This window comes from Paenibacillus shirakamiensis (assembly GCF_017874255.1).
GTDB classification, from domain to species: Bacteria; Bacillota; Bacilli; order Paenibacillales; family Paenibacillaceae; genus Fontibacillus; species Fontibacillus shirakamiensis.
This window is the reverse complement of sequence record NZ_JAGGLD010000004.1, coordinates 98,694-117,802: the sequence shown is the minus strand read 5'-3', so window position 1 is coordinate 117,802 and position 19,109 is coordinate 98,694. Positions and strand designations below refer to the sequence as shown.

The window sequence follows — 19,109 nt, the reverse complement described above, 5'->3', positions numbered from 1 at the left end:
CATCAACCTAACACCGCGAAAACAGTTCTAATCAAGTTGTGCAATTAAATTTAACCTTTGTTCAATAAATTACGAAAATCTATATCGTTTTTGTTAAATCTCCCTTATGATAGTAGAGTGATTTCATATATTTGGATCACCAATCTTTGAATCTACCATATTTGAAAGGGATGAAGAATGAAGTGAATAAGGGGTTACACAAACAACTTACCAAGGTTCTCACATCTTCTATGGCCATCAGTTTGCTGGCTCTACCACTCCAAGGCGGTTTTGCTGCTGCTGATGCAAGTACGTCCAGCTCGCCTCTAAAAATGCGAATTATGGAGACTACCGATGTCCATACGAACTTGATGTCCTATGACTATTACAAGAGCGCAGCGGCTCCAACTGTAGGCTTATCCAGAACAGCTACATTGGTTAAGGAAGCTCGTAAAGAAGTAGGCAATACGTTCCTAGTAGACAACGGGGACCTGATCCAAGGCACTCCGCTCGGAACTTATGAAGCCCTTGTTAAACCCGTAAAAGCAGATGAAACCCACGCGGTATACAAAGCCATGAACTTGATGGGGTATGACGCAGCTACAATGGGTAACCATGAGTTCAACTATGGTCTGGATTTCCTCGAACAAATCATCAAAAAAGCAAACTTCCCTTACGTCAATGCAAACGTATACAATGACGACAAAGATAAAAATCCTGACAATGATGTCAACCATTTCAAACCTTATCAAATCATTACGAAAACCTACAAAGATGAAGCTGGTCAAGAACAAACGGTTAAAGTCGGCGTTCTAGGTCTCGTAGCTCCACAGATTATGGAATGGGATAAATCCAACTTAGAAGGTAAAGTCATTACCAAAGATATCGTAGCTACAGCCGAAAAATTTGTTCCTGAAATGAGAAAAGCTGGAGCAGATATCGTCATCGCTATGACACATTCCGGGGTCAATGCCAATGCTAAAGCAAACGTGATGGATGAAGATGTCATTCTTCCACTTAGCAAGGTACCGGGTATCGATGCTATTACTTTCTCTCATACTCATAAAGTATTCCCTGCGGCTACCGACAAAGCACTTGATGGTCTATTCAAAGATGCTTCTGGCAATTTGCTTCCAGGGGTAGATAATGCAAAAGGTACGATCAACGGTGTGGCTGCTGTTCAAGCAGGATATGGCGGTAGCAACCTAGGTCTAATCGACCTGACTCTAGAGAAGAAAGATGGCGCATGGAAAGTAGCGTCCTCCCAATCTTCTACCAAAGCCATCTATGATACAGCGAACAAGAAATCTTTGGCTGAACCTGATCAAGCAATTGTAGACGCGGTTACACCTGAACATGAGGCAACTTCTGCCTATGTGAACAGCCCAATCGGTTCAACTACAGCGCCAATCTTCAGCTACTTTGCACTTATTCAAGATGATCCTTCTATTCAAGTCGTAACAAAAGCTCAGAAAGACTATGTTACGAACTATATCAAAAAGAACTTGCCAGCTTACGCCAACACTCCTGTTCTCTCCGCTGGCGCACCGTTCAAAGCAGGACGAAATGGTCCTGAAGAATATACAGATATCGCAAAAGGTCCTTTGGCTATTAAGAGCGCAGGCGACTTGTATCTGTATGACAACACACTAAAAGCTATTTTGGTAAAAGGTTCTACAGTTAAAGAATGGCTTGAAATGTCCGCAGGTAAATTCAATCAGATTGATCCAGCTAAGAAAGAGGAACAACCACTTTTGAATGATAAATTCCCTGTATACAACTTCGATGTCATCGATGGTGTAACGTATCAGATCGATGTGACTAAACCTGCGAAATATAACGTAGATGGTACAGTGAACGATGCGAACAGCAGCCGTGTACTTAATCTTCAATTCCAAGGCAAAGCGATCGATCCTAACCAAGACTTCGTTGTAGTTACGAATAACTACCGCGCAAGTGGTGGTGGTAACTTCCCTGGACTTAAAGGTAGCAAATATGTAATCGACAGCCCAGATGAGAACCGTCAAATCTTGATGGATTACATTACAGCTAACAAAGAAATCAACCCTACAGCAGATAACAACTGGTCCATCGCTCCTGTAGCAGGCGATCTCAATGTTACATTTACTTCTGCTCCAAAAGCAGAAGCATTTGCAAAACAAACGGCTAACATTCAGTACACTGGTCAAACGAACGAAAAAGGTTTTGGTGTCTTCAAATTAGATCTGAGCAAAGCGGCTCCTGCCCCTACGCCAGAGCAACCCGGTACAACTACACCACAACCGCCAAAATCCCCAGTCTTCAAAGATGTGGCAGCAACACACTGGGCATTTACGTTCATTACTGACCTAGCTTCCAAGAACATTGTCAAAGGTAAAACGGAAACAACGTTCGAACCGGAATCTACAGTAACTCGTGCAGAATTCGCAACGTTGCTTGTGAATGCTTTGGAACTTAAAGCAAAAGGGAAGTCTGTCTTCAAAGACGTTCCTTCCAATAGCTGGTTCGCAAATGCAATCACGGCAGCTTATGAGAACGGACTTATTAACGGAACTAGCAAAACTACATTTGAGCCGAACAAGCCTGTCACCCGTGAACAAATGGCAGTTATGGCCAAGCATGCACTCGATGTAAAAGCTGGCGAATCTATTAAAGTAACTACAACGGCGAAATTTAGCGATAGTGCTAAGATCAGTGCTTGGGCTAAAGCTGAAGTGAACGTAGTTGTAGATCGTGGTGTAATCAATGGCCGCGGGAACAACATGTTCGTACCAGCAGCAACTTCCACTCGTGCGGAAGCAGCAAAAGTTGTAGACACATTAATTACGAACATCTCTGTTCAATTGCTCGGCATTAATGATTTCCATGGACAACTGGACTACAAAAAAGATATTAAAGATGCAACAGGTAAAGTAACTTCCACTGTGGGTGGTGCTGACTACTTGGCCGCTTACTTGGAGCAATACAAAGCAAAGAACCCGAACACCCTTCTTGTACATGCGGGTGATTCCGTTGGCGCAAGCCGTCCTGTATCCGCACTACTCCAAGACGAGCCTACTATTGATTTCTTGAACCGTATGAAATTTGATGTAGGTACTGTGGGTAACCACGAATTCGATAAAGGTTCTGCAGAAGCGCTTCGCCTGATCTACGGAGGCAAAAACCCTAAGACTGGCGCAGACTTTGCGGGTGCAAACTTCCCTTACGTTGTAGCTAACGTAGAAGATGAGAACGGTAAAGCTTTCTTGCCAGCTTATGTTGTCAAGGAAGTGGGCGGCGTCAAAGTAGGCTTCATCGGCGTTGTAACCAACATCACACCAACGATTGTTAGCCCAGCGGGTGTGAAAGGTCTTAAGTTCACGGATCAGACGGTTGCCGTGAACAAAGCGGTAGCTGAACTCAAAAAGCAAGGGATCAAATCTATCGTCATCCTTGCGCATGATCCATTCGCAGGATCAAGCGATGCACCTACCGGTGAAGTCGTTGACTTAGCTAAGAGCGTGGATGATGAAGTTGACGTTATTGTAGGAGGACATGATCACGGTGGATTGAACACTGTCGTTGACAACAAACTAATTGTTGAATCCTACTCTTACGGAACGGCATTCTCTAGCACGGATCTTGTCGTAGATCGTGCAACACAGAACATCATTAGCAAAAAGGCGACGATCGTAAGCGTGAAGCATGAAGGCATTACACCAGACGCTACGATTACCAAAATGGTTAGTGATTATCTTGCAAAAAATGCTCCAGTTCTGAACGCTCCTGTAGGTACTTCTTCCCTAGGCGTATCTCGTACAGTGAATGCTGCGGGTGAATCTGCACTAGGTAATCTGATTGCAGACAGCATGCGCACGGCTATGAATGCAGACTTCGGATTCATGAACTCGGGTGGAGTTCGTAACGATCTTCCACAAGGCAATGTAACTTATGGTGACATGTTCAGCATCGAGCCTTTCGGTAACGTACTTGTAAAACTTACAATGACAGGTGCACAAATCAAGGAACTACTGAATCAACAATGGGGCGGTTCCAAGACTACGATTGGTCAAGTATCCGGTCTGACTTACACTTATGATGATTCCAAACCACAAGGTTCCAAAATCGTTGAATTGAAAAAAACAGACGGTAAAGCCATCGAAGATGCAGCTTCCTACACCATTGTAGTGAATGACTTCATGTCTTCTGGCGGCGACGGCTATACAGCACTGCTTAAAGGTACGAACCGTGAAGCAGGCAAAGTAGATCTTGAAGCACTCATCGACTATGTAAAAACAACGTTCGCTGGAAAAGATATTCAAGCGAAGATTGAGAACCGCATCAACAAAAAGTAATACTATGATGTATTAATAAAGATTAAGAGCGGTCTCCCAAGTCATCCAGACTTGGGAGACCGCTCTTTTATTTGTTCTATGCCTTAATCAAAAACAAGCTGTGAAAACCTTAACAGCTTGTTCTTGTCCAACCCTAAGATGAATATGTTCTTCTATAACCCACTGCCATGCTGTAAGACAATACGCCACCCATCAGGATCACATAGGGTAACTCCATTTGCTCTCCAGTAAGGGTTCTCTGGCTTAACCGCAGGATGACCCATAGATGCGAGTCGCTTTGCAACCCGGTCCCGCTCTGCTTCATCGGGCATATAAAATACAAGCAAATTATCCTCTGAAGGTGGAAGTATAGGTACTGCATCCGTGTACTGGGTGAATTCCAACTGATATTTCTCATCAGGCAGTCCAAAAATCACACCATCGTACCCCTCATGTCCCTGAAATGAACCCACTTCCTTCAGACCTAGACCCTCCCGATAGAAAGTCACGATCTTATCCAGTTGATGTGTAGGTCTTGCCACCCTGAATTGGACAGCAGATAGGCCCGTGGACCACACATTTTTTTGCATTAAAATAAACCTCCTGTCCTATTACACTTCAACAATCCACCCTAAAGTCCGATAAAATAACTACAGTCCCTATCTGGGACTCAAATCTATCATAGACGAGGAATATCCCCATGACAATTATTGGAATCGACCTCGGCACGACAAATAGCTTGGCAGCTCACTGGACCAAAGAGGGAGCAAAGCTCATTCCTAATGTATATGGAGAGTTCCTCACTCCTTCTATTGTAAGTGTAGATCATACTGGTGAACTTGTTATTGGACGCATTGCCCAAGAACGATTATTAACGCACCCTGAATATACAGCAGCGGTATTCAAGCGATTTATGGGTACCGAGAAAACGTATAAGTTAGGCCCGCATACATTTAATGCCGAGGAGCTATCCTCCTTTATCATTCGCTCCCTCAAAGCGGATGCCGAAATTGCTCTGGGACAGCCAATTACCGAGGCCGTTATCAGTGTACCTGCTTACTTCAATGATACCCAGCGTAAAGCCACCAAAAGAGCAGCAGAATTAGCCGGGCTACGGGTAGAACGTCTTATTAGTGAACCCACCGCTGCGGCTATAGCTTATGGCTTGCACCAAGAGAAACAAGAGACTCAATTCTTAGTCGTAGATCTTGGAGGTGGAACGTTCGACGTTTCGATTCTTGAATATTTTGAAGGCATGATGGAAGTGAAATCGGTCGCTGGAGACAACTACTTAGGTGGGGAAGACTTCTCCGAACTTCTACAACATTATTTTATCGAACAGACAGGTATCGACTTTGCCAGCTTAGATCAGAAAGCTCGCGCAGCCCTACTTAGACAAGCCGAAGCTTGCAAATGTGCACTTGCCTCCGCCCACCAAGCCCATATGCATGTTCAGCTGGGTGAACACATGTATGACCTTACTCTAAATCGGGATCTGTTCGAAAAAGTTGTGAATCCGCTGGTTCTCCGCTTACGTCAACCCATCGAACGTGCGCTGCGTGATGCCTCATTGAGAGCGCATGATCTAGATGCCATTATTCTCATCGGTGGTGCTACGCGGATGCCACTGATTAAATCAATGATCAGTAAAATGTTTGGCAGACTCCCTTACACTCATATTCATCCAGACGAAACTGTCGCTTTGGGGACCGCTATACAAGTCGCACTCAAGCAGCGGGACATTTCCCTTCGGGAAGTTATTCTTACCGATGTATGTCCTTATACCTTGGGGATCGAGACTACAAAAGCTTATGGTCAGAAGCAATATGATTCTGGTCATTTTAGTCCTATTATCGAGCGTAATACACCCATTCCGGTCAGCCGAGTAGAACGGTACTGTACGATCCATCCGAATCAGCGCCACATTCAAGTCGCTATTTTCCAAGGAGAAAGCCGCCGTGTAGAGAACACTATCCGACTTGGTGAAGTGCAGCATCCGATTCCTCCGGGACCTGCAGGTCAAGAGGCCATCGACGTCCGCTTTACTTATGATATCAATGGCATGTTAGAAGTAGAGATTACTACCATTAGCACAGGACAGAAGACTACTGCCATTATTGAGAAAGAGCCGGGATTGCTACATAAAGAAGATATCGAAGCTCGCTTAAGCCAGCTAGCTCATATCAAAGTGCATCCCCGCGATCGAAGTCATAACCGCCTGCTTCTTGCAAGAGGTGAACGACTCTATGAAGAATCTCTCGGAGACAGACGTAGAGATTTAGCTGAGATGATGCAGCAATTTGAACATATTTTAGCTTCTCAGCAAGAGCAAGAAATTGTTAAGTTCGCTCGTTATTTTAAGAACATGCTGGACGATGTAGAGAGGTGGAATGATGAATAGTGAACCCATGGTCCATATTACAAATAGAGCCTACCGATGATCTTACTTTAATCAAACGCACCTATGCGAAGAAACTTAAGATCTCTCATCCTGAGGATGATCCCGAAGAATACCAAGTCCTCCGGGAAGCCTACGATGCAGCTCTAACCTACGCCAAAACGTCGCCTTCTGAAGAAGAATCGGGACTATTCCCAGATGAGACGATCACTACATTCTTAATGGATATACAAAGAATATATGATAACTATCCATCCAGAATGAACGTCACCGTATGGGATACTGTACTCCATTCCGAGCTTCTGTGGGATCTCCAAGCCAAAGAGACGATATCTGAAGCGCTGCTAGCTTTTTTTGATAGACATTATTTCCTGACGTCGAAGGTATGGGATCTCATGGTGCGAACATTCGGCTGGCATCAACAGTGGAATGAGAATCAAGAGCAATTCCAGAATACATACCCTAAAATCTATGCCTATGCTTGTCTGAAAACTCCAGAGTCTACCTTAGCCTACGAACCTGTGCTAATGGCCGAAATACCTGATGCGGATCTCTTTCTCAAAGCACGAGAAGAAGCTTATTTGGCGCTTAAGGGAGATGCTTGGATACAAGCAGAAGAATGGTTGAATAAGGCTGCGGGTTATTTTGATGGAGATACCGATCTGTCCCACATGTTCATTCACCATTATTGTTCACGTGAGCAGTATGATTTGGCACTTGAGGCCTGTGATCATATAGCAAAGCTTCTCACTGTTCCTAATGAAGTAGACTTTTATCGCGCTAAAATTCATACCGAGAAAAAGGATTGGAATGCAGCTCTAGACTCTCTAGAGAATATCCTGCTAAGAACACCGGATGATGTGCAGGCCTTATCCTTAGCTGGTTATGCCGCACATCAAGCTAACGATCTACAGCGTGCCAAGAAATTTTATGTCCGTCTTTTAACTCTGCAACCAAAGCGCATCGAAGCCATCCTAGCCATGTCTCAGGTTAACGATCTCATGCTTCGAAATCGGGAAAAGAATCAAGTTTCTGAGGTACGCTTAACCCAGCGCCTTAAGGATGAGTTAGGTAAGATCTCCTTCAAATTACGTCTGAAAAGTGCTGCCACTTTCCTACTCCGCAAACGGTGGCTGTAGCCTCAACTGTCTAAGTGCTCCAAAGAGAGAAAATTTGTTTTAGTTAGAATTTGTTTTAGTTATGGTACACATTGTATTCTTTCATAATGCAATGAACTCGATTAATCTAAACAGTAAATATTACCCATTATATTACAGATCATGAGGGGTAAATATCTCCAAAATAATACTTTGGCCCTAATTTATAGGGTCTTTTTTCTATATCTTTCCTTATTCTAGGACTAAGGAATCTAGCCCATCCTAGATTTAATCCGCTACTCTGATAGAGTACTTATCCCACTATCCTAAAGGAGGAGAATAATGATTTTAACCCCGATCTACAAATCTAAAGTCTGGATTACAGCGGCGCTGGCGCTTATGGGTGCTGTGCTTATGCTAGTGTTTGCTGGAAGCGCTTCCGCGCATGGATACATTGAGTCTCCAGGCAGTCGATCTGCACTCTGTGCTCAGGGCATTAACAAGAATTGCGGCAGTATTCAATATGAACCTCAAAGTGTAGAAGGAGTAGGTAATTTCCCTACAGCTGGTGTACCCGATGGCAATTTAGCTGGTGTGGGTAAATATCCAGAGTTAGAAGAACAATCTGCTGACCGCTGGACTAAGATTACGATGAACGGCGGCAAAAATACGTTCCAATGGAAGCTCACAGCCCTTCATGCTACAAAAGAATGGAAATACTATATCACCAAAAAAGGTTGGGATCAGAGCAAACCCTTAACTCGCGCTCAGCTAGATCTTACACCGTTCTGTTATATCAATGATAAAGGGGCAAGACCGAATGCTACGGTAACCCATGAGTGTAATGTTCCTACCGATCGTAGTGGCTACAATATTATCCTCGCTGTATGGGAGATTGCGGATACAGGTAATGCCTTTTACCAAGTGGTCGATGTGAACCTCGTTAATGGCAGCACTCCCCCTGCCACTGCACCTGCTGCGCCAACAGGTCTAGCCTCATCTGCTCAGACTACGAATAGTATCACACTGAACTGGCTTCCCTCCACTTCTACTAGTGGCGTGAAGCAGTACGAAATCTCTCGGAATGGTGCTGTAGTGGGAACGTCCACGACTACCAGCTATACGGATACAGCACTCACAGCTAACAAGGCTTATACGTACTCGGTAGTAGCTATCGATACCACAGGCGCGCGTTCTGTAGCTAGTAGTTCCGTTAGCGTTAGCACCAAGGCAAATGTTACAGATACAGCCGCACCCACTGTGCCAGCAGGGATCATGTCCCATAGTCAGACACAGACAAGTATCGATTTAATGTGGAGTCCTTCTACAGACAATGTAGGCGTGACCAAATATGAAGTATATCGAAATGGTACTCTAGTAGGAACTTCTACAACGACTACCTATGTTGATTCCGGCCTCAAAGCAGGAGTCTCCTACTCGTATACAATTACAGCTCTAGATGCTGCTGGGAATCGCTCAGCTGCAAGTTCGGCCTTTGCAGTGAGCACGTTATCTGGCTCTGTCACAGACACCCAAGCTCCTACGATTCCAGTTGGAGTGAACTCATCTGCGCAGACGGATAGCACGATTACACTGACGTGGACGGCATCAACAGACAATGTGGGTGTGGCGCAATATACCATCTATCGTACAGGGGTCAAAGTTGGCACGTCTTCTATTCCTAGCTACACCGATGCTGGGCTTACTGCAAGCACGGCTTACAGCTATACAGTTGCAGCATCTGATGCTGCGGGTAATGTGTCACCTGTCAGCACGGCCCTTAGTGTTAGCACGAAAGCTAAAAGCGCAATTCCTACTTGGGATAAAAATAGTACCTACCTCGCAGGAGACCATGTCCTCTACAACGGTGTAGAATACATTGCTCAGTGGTGGACGAAGGGAGACCAACCGGATACGACCAGTTCATGGAAGCCTGCCACGTCTGGAACGATTCAAGCTTGGAGTGCAGATAAGGCTTACGAAGGCCAATCTGTAGTTACTTACGGCGGCAAAAGTTACAAAGCCCAATGGTGGACAAAAGGCGATGTTCCTGGTACAGCCAGTGTATGGTTACTTGTATCTTAAATCTAGCTTAAATCTAGCGATTATACCAAACAGGACGGCCCAAGGGCCGTCCTGTTTGGGTGATATTTTCCATTCTTCAACAGCCTGCTGTAGACCCCAACAACACTCAACGCTAGTAAGGTTATTGTACTAGCTCCACAGTCAGCGCTTCTTCCAGAAGCGGAAGACAGAAAATGAATGAGCATCCTGTCTCCGCGGTATCCTCTAACCAGATTTGCCCGTCCATTCTTTCAACTAGTTGTTTGCATATAGAGAGGCCAAGGCCTGTTCCACTATACCCCTCTGTAACGATAGGCTCATGGACTTGAGAAAAGGTACGGAATAAATCTCCTCTACGTTCTTGGGGAATACCTGGTCCAGTATCTTTCACGCGTACGACCCATTGAGGAGCAATCGATGTAGTAGCATCGACATCGATCTCAATCCGAATGCTGCCCTCCTCCGTGAATTTAATCGCATTGGATAATAAGTTGATGAGAATCTGACGTATTTTATTAGCATCGCCATAGATAATATCTGGCACACTAGCCGAGATGGAAGTATACATCAAGGTACCCTGTTGCTCCAATTCCTTCTGGAATAAGGCTTCAATTTGCTTGAGAAAAGAAGGCAGATGAAATGCACGAATATCAAGCTGAAGTTGCTGATGTTCTGTCTTTGAGTATGCTAGAATATTTTCCATTAGTTCTAACAGAGATTCTCCGCTCGTCTCAATTAAATCCACATATTCCCGCTGTTCCTCTGAGAGTTCTGTCGTCTTAAGCAAGGAGGACATGCCAATGATCCCATTCATCGGCGTTCGCACCTCATGGCTCATGACCGCTAGCAGATTAGATTTTTCCTCTAACATCCGCTGATTGTCTGCTTCGACTTGTCGCAGGGTATGAAGGGTATCTTCAAGTTCGAGCATATTCGCAAAAAACAACGACAAGGACTGAAATAACTCTACATCCTGATCACTATACTGATAGAGGTTATGATCGAATGCACACAACGAACCATAGGTCTCGCCTGATTTCGTCTGAATCGGGACGCCCATGAACGAACAAGCGCCTACAAAAACGGTGGCATCCATCTCTTTCGTTAAGTCATGCGTCTGGTTGTTCTGAATAACAAGGGGTCCCTTCGCATGCTCTGTTACTAAATGACAATAGGAATCTTCATTATCTAACATGAGTCCCTCTTCAAGAATTACAGCTTCTCTATTAAAAGATTTCAGTACGGTTGTACTCTGCCGATCATTCAGTGCAATGCAGAACGTATTGGCCGAGATTAAGCGGCTTGATGTCTGCATCACCTGAGCGGCTGACTCATACAAATTACGCGAAATCACACTGAGTACATCCACATAATCAGTCTTCAACATCTTTTTCGGACTCCTCCTCGTCAGGCATATGCCGTATTGGATTTACCTCAAGAGTAGACTTATCCTACACGTCACGCAAAGTAAAGTTTTGTAAATAACATCACATCTATCATTATATCATATGCTATAGTCTCCTCTTGCTTGATCAAATAGATAATCTTTCTGCGGACCGTACTCATTTTCATGCCTAACTCGCTATACAAAAACACCCCCAAAACTGGAGGTTTTTAGTTGTATCTCTATTAGATTTATGCACTTGCGGTGTTCATATAGATTGAGTAATAATAGCTTTTTACTGTCACAAATTACCTGAGCTACTTTAGGGACAGATGGCGTTCTACCCATCCTTCACTGAACACAGTATCCAGATACCGCTCACCACGATCCGGCAAAATAGCTACCGTAGTAGCACCTGCAGGAATTTCATTTCTCAACTGCTGAATGGCTGTAATGATTCCCCCGGAAGAAGCGCCCGCGAGAATGGATTCCTTTCTAATTAAAGAAAGGCACCCCGCTACACAATCTAAGTCGGATACATAGACAACTTTCTCGGCAAGCCCCTCTTCGTAGAGACCAGGAACTATTCCCGATCCAAGCCCAGGGAACACCCGTGCCCCCTTTGGACCACCAAAGATAACACTACCTAACGCATCTACTCCTATGATGTGAGTAGACCACCCCTGCTTTTGTATATAATCTGCACATCCTTTAAGTGTGCCACATGAACTTACACCACAAAAAAGGTAATCTACCGGGCCTATCTGATCTGCAATCTCCTTCATGGTCGTGCACTCGTGGGCCTTAGCATTATCCGGGTTAGCGTATTGATTCGTCCAATATGCCTGCGGAATCATTTTGACCAAGGTCTGTACCCGCTCAATTCTGGCCGGAAGAAATTCACCTGTCGCCGTATCCGGCTCCGTTACAAGATCAATCTCTCCTCCAAAAGCACGAATGATTCGCTTATGCTGCTCTGTCGTGCGAGGATCGACTACACAAATGAACCTGAGCCCCATATAATTACAAAGCTGCGCCAGACTTATAGCTAGATTACCTGAACTCGACTCAATGACTACACTTTCTTCGGTAATGTCACCCCTTTGAATCGCTTCACGAAGCATGTGTAGAGCAGCGCGATCCTTGGAACTCCCTCCAGGATTCATGCTCTCAAGCTTGCCATACACATTGAATTCTTCCTGTTCGAACAATCTACGCAGTGGGACTAGAGGGGTATGTCCGATCACATCTGCGATACCCCCTTCAAGCTTCATGCCGCTAAGTTCATGCTTCAGGTGTACCATAACCGTTTCCCCTTTACTCGATTGGAATCCCTATCCTCAGTGGGTCCATGTCCAGCGATAACCTCAATTCGCTCCAACAGTCCCGAGATGATCATCTGCTGGATCTCCGGTATACATTGCTCAATATCCTGCTGAACGCTATGCATGATCTCGGCTGTAAGATTTGCATCTTCCAAATACACTTGTAGCGTGTTCCCAGCTAGTGCCAAAGTTACCCTAGCTGATGCTATATGCTTGTAAACGTTACTTTCGATATCGTAAATACTAATTTTCTCCCCATGCTTAAGATCAGGCCCTATGCGTTTGACTATACATTTGAAGCTCTGTCTGAGTTCACCATCCACTTGAATAGGTCTTAAATCTCGCACTACGTCATAAGTTACATATCTCACGACAGGAAAGGCTTCACGCCACGCCGAGGTCAGCACAAGCACCTGCTCTCCTTCTGGTAATGGACTGAAATCTTGACCCAGCCGCTCCGACTCCACACCCTCAGCCCACAATCCATCGGTCAAAATATAACGTTCATGTATATGTGAATAGTACGCAATCGTACCCACCTCTATAGAACCATACGTATCCGTAATCTGATGATCTGAAAGGTTCAATTGCTCCGCTATACGGCTAACCCAAAACGGCGAGGCCATCTCCCCCACTAAAATAACTTGCTGAATTCCTAAGTTTCCTGGATTGGATGCTTCTTGAATGAGTCTCTCCAGAATCGAAGGCATCGTGTACAAAATCTGCGGCTTCACCGCTTGCAACCTCTCTAGATGCTGGCTGATCGGCAAGGAAAACGAGATAGATTCGACGCTATAGCCTAAGCGTTGAAATACTTCGAGCGCCGTTGCTTCTGCATGACCTGTGCCCATGTCAGACATGGCTGTCTTTTCAGCTGTATCCTGCAGAATATGCTGGAATACCTCTAGCTTGATATCCAAGTAAGCTGCCTCATCCCCTGTTGTATAAAAGATTTGTTTGCGGCGCCCCGAACTGGTGCCAGACGTCAGATATCTCCGTAATGAATCCGATACCTGCATGACCCTTGGAAGCGGAGATTCCACGTCGTAATAATAGGTCTCCAAATCTTCTGCTGTTAAAAGTAAAGGAAGATTCGTCTCACTAAAAGGATGAGAATCCTGCCCCGCAGCAAGCGACCGTTCCTTAAGCCAAGGGTAATACTCATTCATCCGGTTCCATGTTTCGACAACCCAAGTGGGTACAAGCATCGTTACACGCTCCTCAAGTCACAATCTTTATCTTTATTCTATGCATGGATGAACAACTGGGTGCCTGCCCAGCACCCCAGGTCAAAAGCCCCCATAGAATAAAGACATTAAGATGTTAGGAGTATTGCATCTAATAGCTACATTCTGCACGTCCCTTCAAACACATGCGTTTCATGTCGTGCGCGATGGATAATTAGTTGACTTGAACATGTATTCCGCCTTACTTGTGCTATAGAACTCAAGGAAATGTTATGTACTTCACAATCTTCTTTCTTTACCAAGATATTAACCGCTGCCTGATTCCTATAAGGGAGATCATTAAGGCAGTCATTAAAAGGAGATCACCTACCATGAAACGTGATTCACCGCGTATCTCCAGCAAGTTACTCAAACATCGCCTTCTAACAACAGACCCCGAGTTAATTAAATATCTCCCGGCCATGTCCAGCTACTCTAAGGTGAATCTTCGGTCTATGTTACAGCGCTACGGAATGGTCTATATTAAGCCCGATACGGGTTCCATGGGCAATGGAATCATCCGTGTCGAAGTTCGGAAGGGAACATATAACTTGCATAGCGGAGATCGGAATATCACCTATTCATCTTTTGAGCGACTTGTCTTCGGACTAAAACGACACGTTAAGCATAGACAACATCTTATACAGCAAGGAATTCATGTTCTGAAATATGAAAAGAGACCTTATGATTTCAGGGTCATGATTCAGCGCAGTCCTTCAGGCAAATGGGTACCTACAGGTACGGCTGGTCGTGTAGCTCCACCCGGTCTGGCCGTCACGAATGGTAGTCAAGGAGGGACAATCTATGCGGCAGACGAATTACTGCGCCATACAGCCGGAATCCGCAAAACCTCCCATTTACTAAAGCAAATGAATCGAATAGCCAAACAGACCTCAAGTGTCTTTGCTAGCAAATATCCGCTAATGAATGAGTTAGGACTGGATGTCGCGATTGACAAACAATTCAAACTCTGGATTCTTGAAGTCAACACACGTCCTGACCCTTGCCCGTTCACTAAACTTTCTGACCATACCTTGATTACACGAATCATCGCCTACGGAAAAGGTTATGGACGATCCTATTGTCTACGATGCGGCAAAGCTCGTTCAGCGAAGGTACACAAATAAATAGGTTCACAACACAACAAGCTGCATCGCAGGGTAGCGATACAGCTTGTTGGGGCCTAAAGGCTCTGTCCACTTGAATTCATATTCCAGATCTATACACTGCAAAATCCTGAATCTTATATCTATGAATTTTATAGGGTGGAGATCATTTTCATTGTCCGCTAGGCCGAATCATCGGGAATAGGGTTCCCGTAACTTCACTTTCTGCCTCGTTGATGATTGTGGCATGCTTATAGTGGACACTGCTCCCTTTGCGTATGATACTTGGCTAGGAGCTTGCTTGGAGAGCTAGTTAGCTCCCTTACATCCGGGTCGATTTCGACTCATCCTTAGGAGGGACATATCGCCCATGCTCGGGAATCGCCTTTTTCTCGAAGTCTCGTGCTAGCTCCTCAAGCCCCGTGCGTAGTAGAGAACCAGATAGAGGCAGGCCATGACCAGTGATCGCTAGTTCCGGCCGCAAAGCTGCTAAGCGCTGAACGGATATCCGTGCTTGCTCCCAGTCTGGTGTGAAATAAGTGGGAGGGCCATGAACCTCTACCTCCTGCGTGAGAACGGCAAAGGCCGATTCTTGCTTTACCGTTATAAAGGCATCTCCCGCAATTAGAGTTCGATCGCTTTCACGATACAAAGAGATATGCCCCGGCGTATGGCCAGGCGTAGAGATCCAGTGCCATCCTTGCATGAATGGAATGCTTCCATCCTCAGGTAACGGCCTTACACGTTCACCAAAATCATAGGCTTGATAGGGATATAACGGCGAGACCATAGACATAAGTCCCCCGCCCACTTCAGGATCTGGTTTAGGATAATCCTTCATGCCTGTAACATAAGGAATTTCCTCAGTCGATACATAGATGGGGACATCCCATGAATCCAGAAGCTTTTCGAGCGATCCTAAATGGTCGAAATGACCATGCGTAAGTAAAATGGCCTTAGGCGCTATACCTTTCCCAAATCTTTCTTCAGCTTGTTCGAGAATCGCATGTGCAAAACCAGGGATGCCTGCATCGATCAACACCCATTCTGGGGAGCCTGGTTGACCAACCATCACAACATTTACAATAAGTGTCTTCAACACACTCAAATCCTTAGGTAATGTAATCAAATGACAAAACCCTCCAATCTAACCCATAGGTTTAGATGGAGGGATGCAAATTATACACGATGGAACAGTTCTACTCTTGACACATTCTTTATTGCGGATTTGTCGTCCAGATGCCAGCTGTCTTCAATTGTACGCGAGCAGGGAGTCTCAGCGCAGTCAGTACAACCTCCGCTACGTCTTCGGGTTGCATCATCCGGTCTTCATCGCCAATCGATAGTCCTGCATTCACAGCGAGTGGTGTGTTCACCGTACTCGGAGTTAAGGCGGTCACCCGAATATTGTTCTTGCGAACTTCCTGCATGACGGATTCCGTCATCCCCATAACGGCGAATTTAGACGCACAATACGCGGAGCCTGTGGCAAAGCCCTTTTCTCCTGCAGTAGAGGCTATATTAATGATATCTCCACTGTTACGCTCTACCATGCCCGGTAATACAGCCCGGAGCATGTTGTAGGTTCCCATGAGGTTAATATCTACGATCTGTCTCCACTCTTCTGGGTCCATCTCTAAGAGTTTGCCGAACTTCCCAACACCTGCATTGTTAATCAGAATATCAATATGCTCCAGCGAACCCGTAAGCTTCGCCACAGCTTCTTCGACCTCATCATCAGCCGATATATCAGCTTCTGCGGCATAAGCTTGAATGCCAAATTGTTGCTGAAGCTGGCTAGCTAAAGCTTCAACTTCCTCTAATGTACGGGAGATTAAGCCTAAGTGAACTCCTTCACCAGCTAAAGCAATAGCTATGGCACGCCCTATTCCTTTGCCTGCTCCAGTAATAATTGCGGTCTTATCTTTAAGAGATTGATTCATGATTCGCTCTCCATTCGCTCTATAATTTTGTATACCTTGTCTTCTGTATTATACCCATTCCTCGAGACTAAAAACGAAACTATACTAGATGCGATCCCCCTCTAAGATCTTCTAACCCATTTCAGCGCAAAAAAAGAACTCCAGCTACGATCAGCCGGAGTTCCTTGTTGAACTAGTTAAGGAAGAGTGACTAAGAAAGGTTTTACTGTCTTCGCAAATGCGTAGCTGTTGGAACCATCCCAGTTAATGGACCAAGTCATCGCGCCACGAATGTCGGGATATTTTGCAACGGGCTTGTAGCTTCCACAACCGTTACCTGTTGCCAGACAGTTCAATGCGTTATTTACTACAGAAGCGGATACATAACCGCCGCCGGCTGCTTGCGCTGTTGCTGGAACACCTAATCCCAGTTGGGATGGAGCTACCCATTGCAGAGTCAAATCGGAAAGAGCTGTTAAGAAATCAACTGTACCTTGGGAATAACATTTGCCATCGCGTCCAAGCATACAACCAGAGTTATAATATTGAACATTGATTACTGTAGTGATGTCTTTCAAGTTATTGTACAGCTGCATATACGATGTGCTGTTACTTTGCATATCAATCGTCTGTGGAGCCATGGTCAAAATGAAACCAGCACCTACTTTGGCTTGAAGCTGACGGATTGCAGTTGTTAGATTCGCTACATTCATACCGTTCTCCAAGTCAATATCTACACCATTCAGACCAAATTGGCTGATGATATCGGAAGCGGTGCTTACAAAGTTGGCCACATTTGGAGACGCGCTGCCTAAGTTGATGTTCCCTTTTTCACCGCCAAGGGAGATAATTACTTTTTTGCCTTGAGCTTGCTTCGCTTTGATATCATTGATTAGATCTGCATTGGAGTATCCACCCAGTGCCTTAGACAGGTCAGGATCTACATTAAATGTAATTCCGCCTGGTTTGGATGCATCCATATCTGCGAAAGACAATACGATGATGTCATACTCAGCTGGAACATCGCTAAGACGAACATTTTTCGCACCGTTTACAAAGTTCTGCCAGTATCCAGTCAACACGTGCTTAGGAAGAGCTGCGTTGTTAGTTCCCCCGCCCCCACTTGCAGCAGGAGTAGTTGCACTAATTGAAGCACTAGCAGCAGAGGCATTACCTGCGGCATCTTTTGCTACTACTTTGAACGCGTAAGCTGTGCTAGCTGCAAGACCCGTCACTGTAGCTGTTGTGCCTGTAACAGAAAGTGCAACAGTTGAACCTTGATAAACATCATAGCTAGTTACACCCACATTGTCTGTGGAAGCTGTCCATGATAAGGATACAGAGGAAGAAGTACTTCCGCTAACAGCCAGACCTGCTGGAGCTGTAGGTGCTTGTGTATCCGGTGTACTTACTGTAGCAGTCTTTACTGTAACTGCATTGCTAGCAGCGGATACATTGCCTGCGGCATCCTTAGCTTTTACTGTGTACGTGTATGAAGTATTTGCAGTAAGACCTGAGTTTGTATAAGACAACGTCGTACCATTCACGCTACCTACCAAAGTAGTACCTTGGTATACATCGTAGCCAGTTACAGCTACATTATCCGTGGATGCTGTCCATGAAAGGGACACGCTGGATGCTGTGGAGGCAGTGGATTTTAGAGTAGATGGAGCTGTAGGTGCTTGAGTATCTGTAGTTGTACCCCCACCGCCACCAGCTACTAGCGACCAAAGTGCAGGAACATTGGTAGGTTCCCAGCCAGGTAAGGACGTGTGCGGCTGAATATCTTTGTACGTATTTCCTGCATAGGTCACGGTATCATTCACTGCATAACTTACATAAGGTGCCCAAGCACCACGATCTGCTGCGGATACCATTGAAGGTAATAGCCCTAAGAACATCGTCATGGCAACCAACAGTGGCAAGGATCTCTTCACTTTTTTATTTCCTAATTTCATTATTATCCTCCTCAAAATGTTGAATATGAACCACTAGCTACGTTCTTTAGCGCCTCCTTTTCTATTAAAATAACGCTTTCATATGCAAATATAGCACCATTAACTATTATTGAGTAGGGCTAAATTTGTGTACTTTTCATAATTGGATTCTATGAAAATTAAATCCTATACAAGATTTGCTTAACTTGATAGTACTCGGGTTAAATTATTTTTATTTCAAGTAAAACGTTATGTCCATTTCATCTGTGAATGTAATGTTTATTACATCTGTAAATAAAAAAACCAGCACACCGATCTGCTAAGACCCGACGCGCTGGATAATGCTTACATCTTATTG

General features: G+C 44.9%; 12 protein-coding genes. 5 read left to right on the top strand and 7 right to left on the bottom strand.

Annotated features, from left to right (window positions below; genetic code table 11):
• The first annotated feature begins 170 nt into the window (after positions 1–170).
• On the top strand, positions 171–4,313 hold the full coding sequence (locus J2Z69_RS12470; protein WP_209862971.1) for a bifunctional 2',3'-cyclic-nucleotide 2'-phosphodiesterase/3'-nucleotidase: 4,143 nt from the start codon (positions 171–173) through the stop codon (positions 4,311–4,313).
• Positions 4,314–4,465: 152 nt separating this feature from the next.
• Here the strand turns inward: J2Z69_RS12470 and J2Z69_RS12465 are convergent, their stop codons facing one another.
• Entirely contained in the window at positions 4,466–4,882 is a 417-nt protein-coding gene (locus tag J2Z69_RS12465) for a VOC family protein (RefSeq protein ID WP_209862969.1), read from the bottom strand.
• A gap of 110 nt (positions 4,883–4,992) precedes the next feature.
• Here J2Z69_RS12465 and J2Z69_RS12460 point away from each other — a divergent pair, with 110 nt between their 5' ends.
• The 3 genes from J2Z69_RS12460 (at position 4,993) to J2Z69_RS12450 (ending at position 9,872) form a co-directional block, all read left to right on the top strand.
• A complete protein-coding gene (locus tag J2Z69_RS12460; protein WP_209862966.1) occupies positions 4,993–6,693 on the top strand; it encodes a molecular chaperone HscC in 1,701 nt (566 codons plus the stop codon).
• Positions 6,693–7,829, top strand: coding sequence for a J domain-containing protein (locus J2Z69_RS12455; RefSeq protein WP_209862964.1), 1,137 nt, complete (start codon positions 6,693–6,695; stop codon positions 7,827–7,829). Before J2Z69_RS12460 ends, J2Z69_RS12455 begins: the two co-directional genes overlap by 1 nt.
• 300 nt (positions 7,830–8,129) lie before the next feature.
• Positions 8,130–9,872, top strand: a complete 1,743-nt coding sequence (locus tag J2Z69_RS12450; RefSeq protein ID WP_209862961.1) for a lytic polysaccharide monooxygenase — start codon at positions 8,130–8,132, stop codon at positions 9,870–9,872.
• A gap of 121 nt (positions 9,873–9,993) precedes the next feature.
• On the opposite strand, the gene J2Z69_RS12445 is transcribed toward J2Z69_RS12450, so the two are convergent.
• The 3 genes from J2Z69_RS12445 to J2Z69_RS12435 form a co-directional block, all read right to left on the bottom strand.
• The gene (locus J2Z69_RS12445; RefSeq protein ID WP_209862959.1) at positions 9,994–11,238 is read right to left on the bottom strand and encodes a GAF domain-containing sensor histidine kinase; all 1,245 of its coding nucleotides are present in this window, start codon (positions 11,236–11,238) and stop codon (positions 9,994–9,996) included.
• Between the two features lie 314 nt (positions 11,239–11,552).
• Positions 11,553–12,539, bottom strand: coding sequence for a 2,3-diaminopropionate biosynthesis protein SbnA (gene sbnA, locus J2Z69_RS12440; protein ID WP_245339274.1), 987 nt, complete (start codon positions 12,537–12,539; stop codon positions 11,553–11,555).
• Positions 12,527–13,768 carry a phenylacetate--CoA ligase family protein gene (locus tag J2Z69_RS12435; protein WP_245339273.1) on the bottom strand — a complete coding sequence of 414 codons (1,242 nt, stop codon included), beginning with the start codon at positions 13,766–13,768 and terminating at the stop codon, positions 12,527–12,529. Before J2Z69_RS12435 ends, sbnA begins: the two co-directional genes overlap by 13 nt.
• 350 nt (positions 13,769–14,118) lie before the next feature.
• On the opposite strand from J2Z69_RS12435, the gene J2Z69_RS12430 reads away from it, so the two are divergent.
• Complete coding sequence (locus tag J2Z69_RS12430; protein WP_209862956.1) at positions 14,119–14,913, top strand: YheC/YheD family protein; 795 nt, start codon at positions 14,119–14,121, stop codon at positions 14,911–14,913.
• A 301-nt stretch (positions 14,914–15,214) separates the two neighbouring features.
• Here J2Z69_RS12430 and J2Z69_RS12425 read toward each other — a convergent pair whose 3' ends face one another.
• The 3 genes from J2Z69_RS12425 to J2Z69_RS12415 all read right to left on the bottom strand — a co-directional run bounded on the left by J2Z69_RS12425 (position 15,215) and on the right by J2Z69_RS12415 (position 18,772).
• The gene (locus tag J2Z69_RS12425; RefSeq protein WP_245339272.1) at positions 15,215–16,021 is read right to left on the bottom strand and encodes an MBL fold metallo-hydrolase; all 807 of its coding nucleotides are present in this window, start codon (positions 16,019–16,021) and stop codon (positions 15,215–15,217) included.
• Positions 16,022–16,109: 88 nt separating this feature from the next.
• Positions 16,110–16,835: a 3-ketoacyl-ACP reductase gene (locus J2Z69_RS12420; RefSeq protein ID WP_209862953.1), complete on the bottom strand. Its 726-nt coding sequence runs from the start codon at positions 16,833–16,835 to the stop codon at positions 16,110–16,112.
• Between the two features lie 176 nt (positions 16,836–17,011).
• Positions 17,012–18,772, bottom strand: a complete 1,761-nt coding sequence (locus J2Z69_RS12415) for a fibronectin type III domain-containing protein (protein ID WP_209862950.1) — start codon at positions 18,770–18,772, stop codon at positions 17,012–17,014.
• Positions 18,773–19,109 lie beyond the last annotated feature (337 nt).

Coding starts and splice junctions, on each gene's coding strand:
- J2Z69_RS12470 (WP_209862971.1), top strand. CDS start 171: ATGAAGAATGAAGTGAATAAGGGGTTACACAAACAACTTACCAAGGTT.
- J2Z69_RS12465 (WP_209862969.1), bottom strand. CDS start 4,882: ATGCAAAAAAATGTGTGGTCCACGGGCCTATCTGCTGTCCAATTCAGG.
- J2Z69_RS12460 (WP_209862966.1), top strand. CDS start 4,993: ATGACAATTATTGGAATCGACCTCGGCACGACAAATAGCTTGGCAGCT.
- J2Z69_RS12450 (WP_209862961.1), top strand. CDS start 8,130: ATGATTTTAACCCCGATCTACAAATCTAAAGTCTGGATTACAGCGGCG.
- J2Z69_RS12445 (WP_209862959.1), bottom strand. CDS start 11,238: ATGTTGAAGACTGATTATGTGGATGTACTCAGTGTGATTTCGCGTAAT.
- sbnA (WP_245339274.1), bottom strand. CDS start 12,539: ATGGTACACCTGAAGCATGAACTTAGCGGCATGAAGCTTGAAGGGGGT.
- J2Z69_RS12435 (WP_245339273.1), bottom strand. CDS start 13,768: ATGCTTGTACCCACTTGGGTTGTCGAAACATGGAACCGGATGAATGAG.
- J2Z69_RS12430 (WP_209862956.1), top strand. CDS start 14,119: ATGAAACGTGATTCACCGCGTATCTCCAGCAAGTTACTCAAACATCGC.
- J2Z69_RS12420 (WP_209862953.1), bottom strand. CDS start 16,835: ATGAATCAATCTCTTAAAGATAAGACCGCAATTATTACTGGAGCAGGC.
- J2Z69_RS12415 (WP_209862950.1), bottom strand. CDS start 18,772: ATGAAATTAGGAAATAAAAAAGTGAAGAGATCCTTGCCACTGTTGGTT.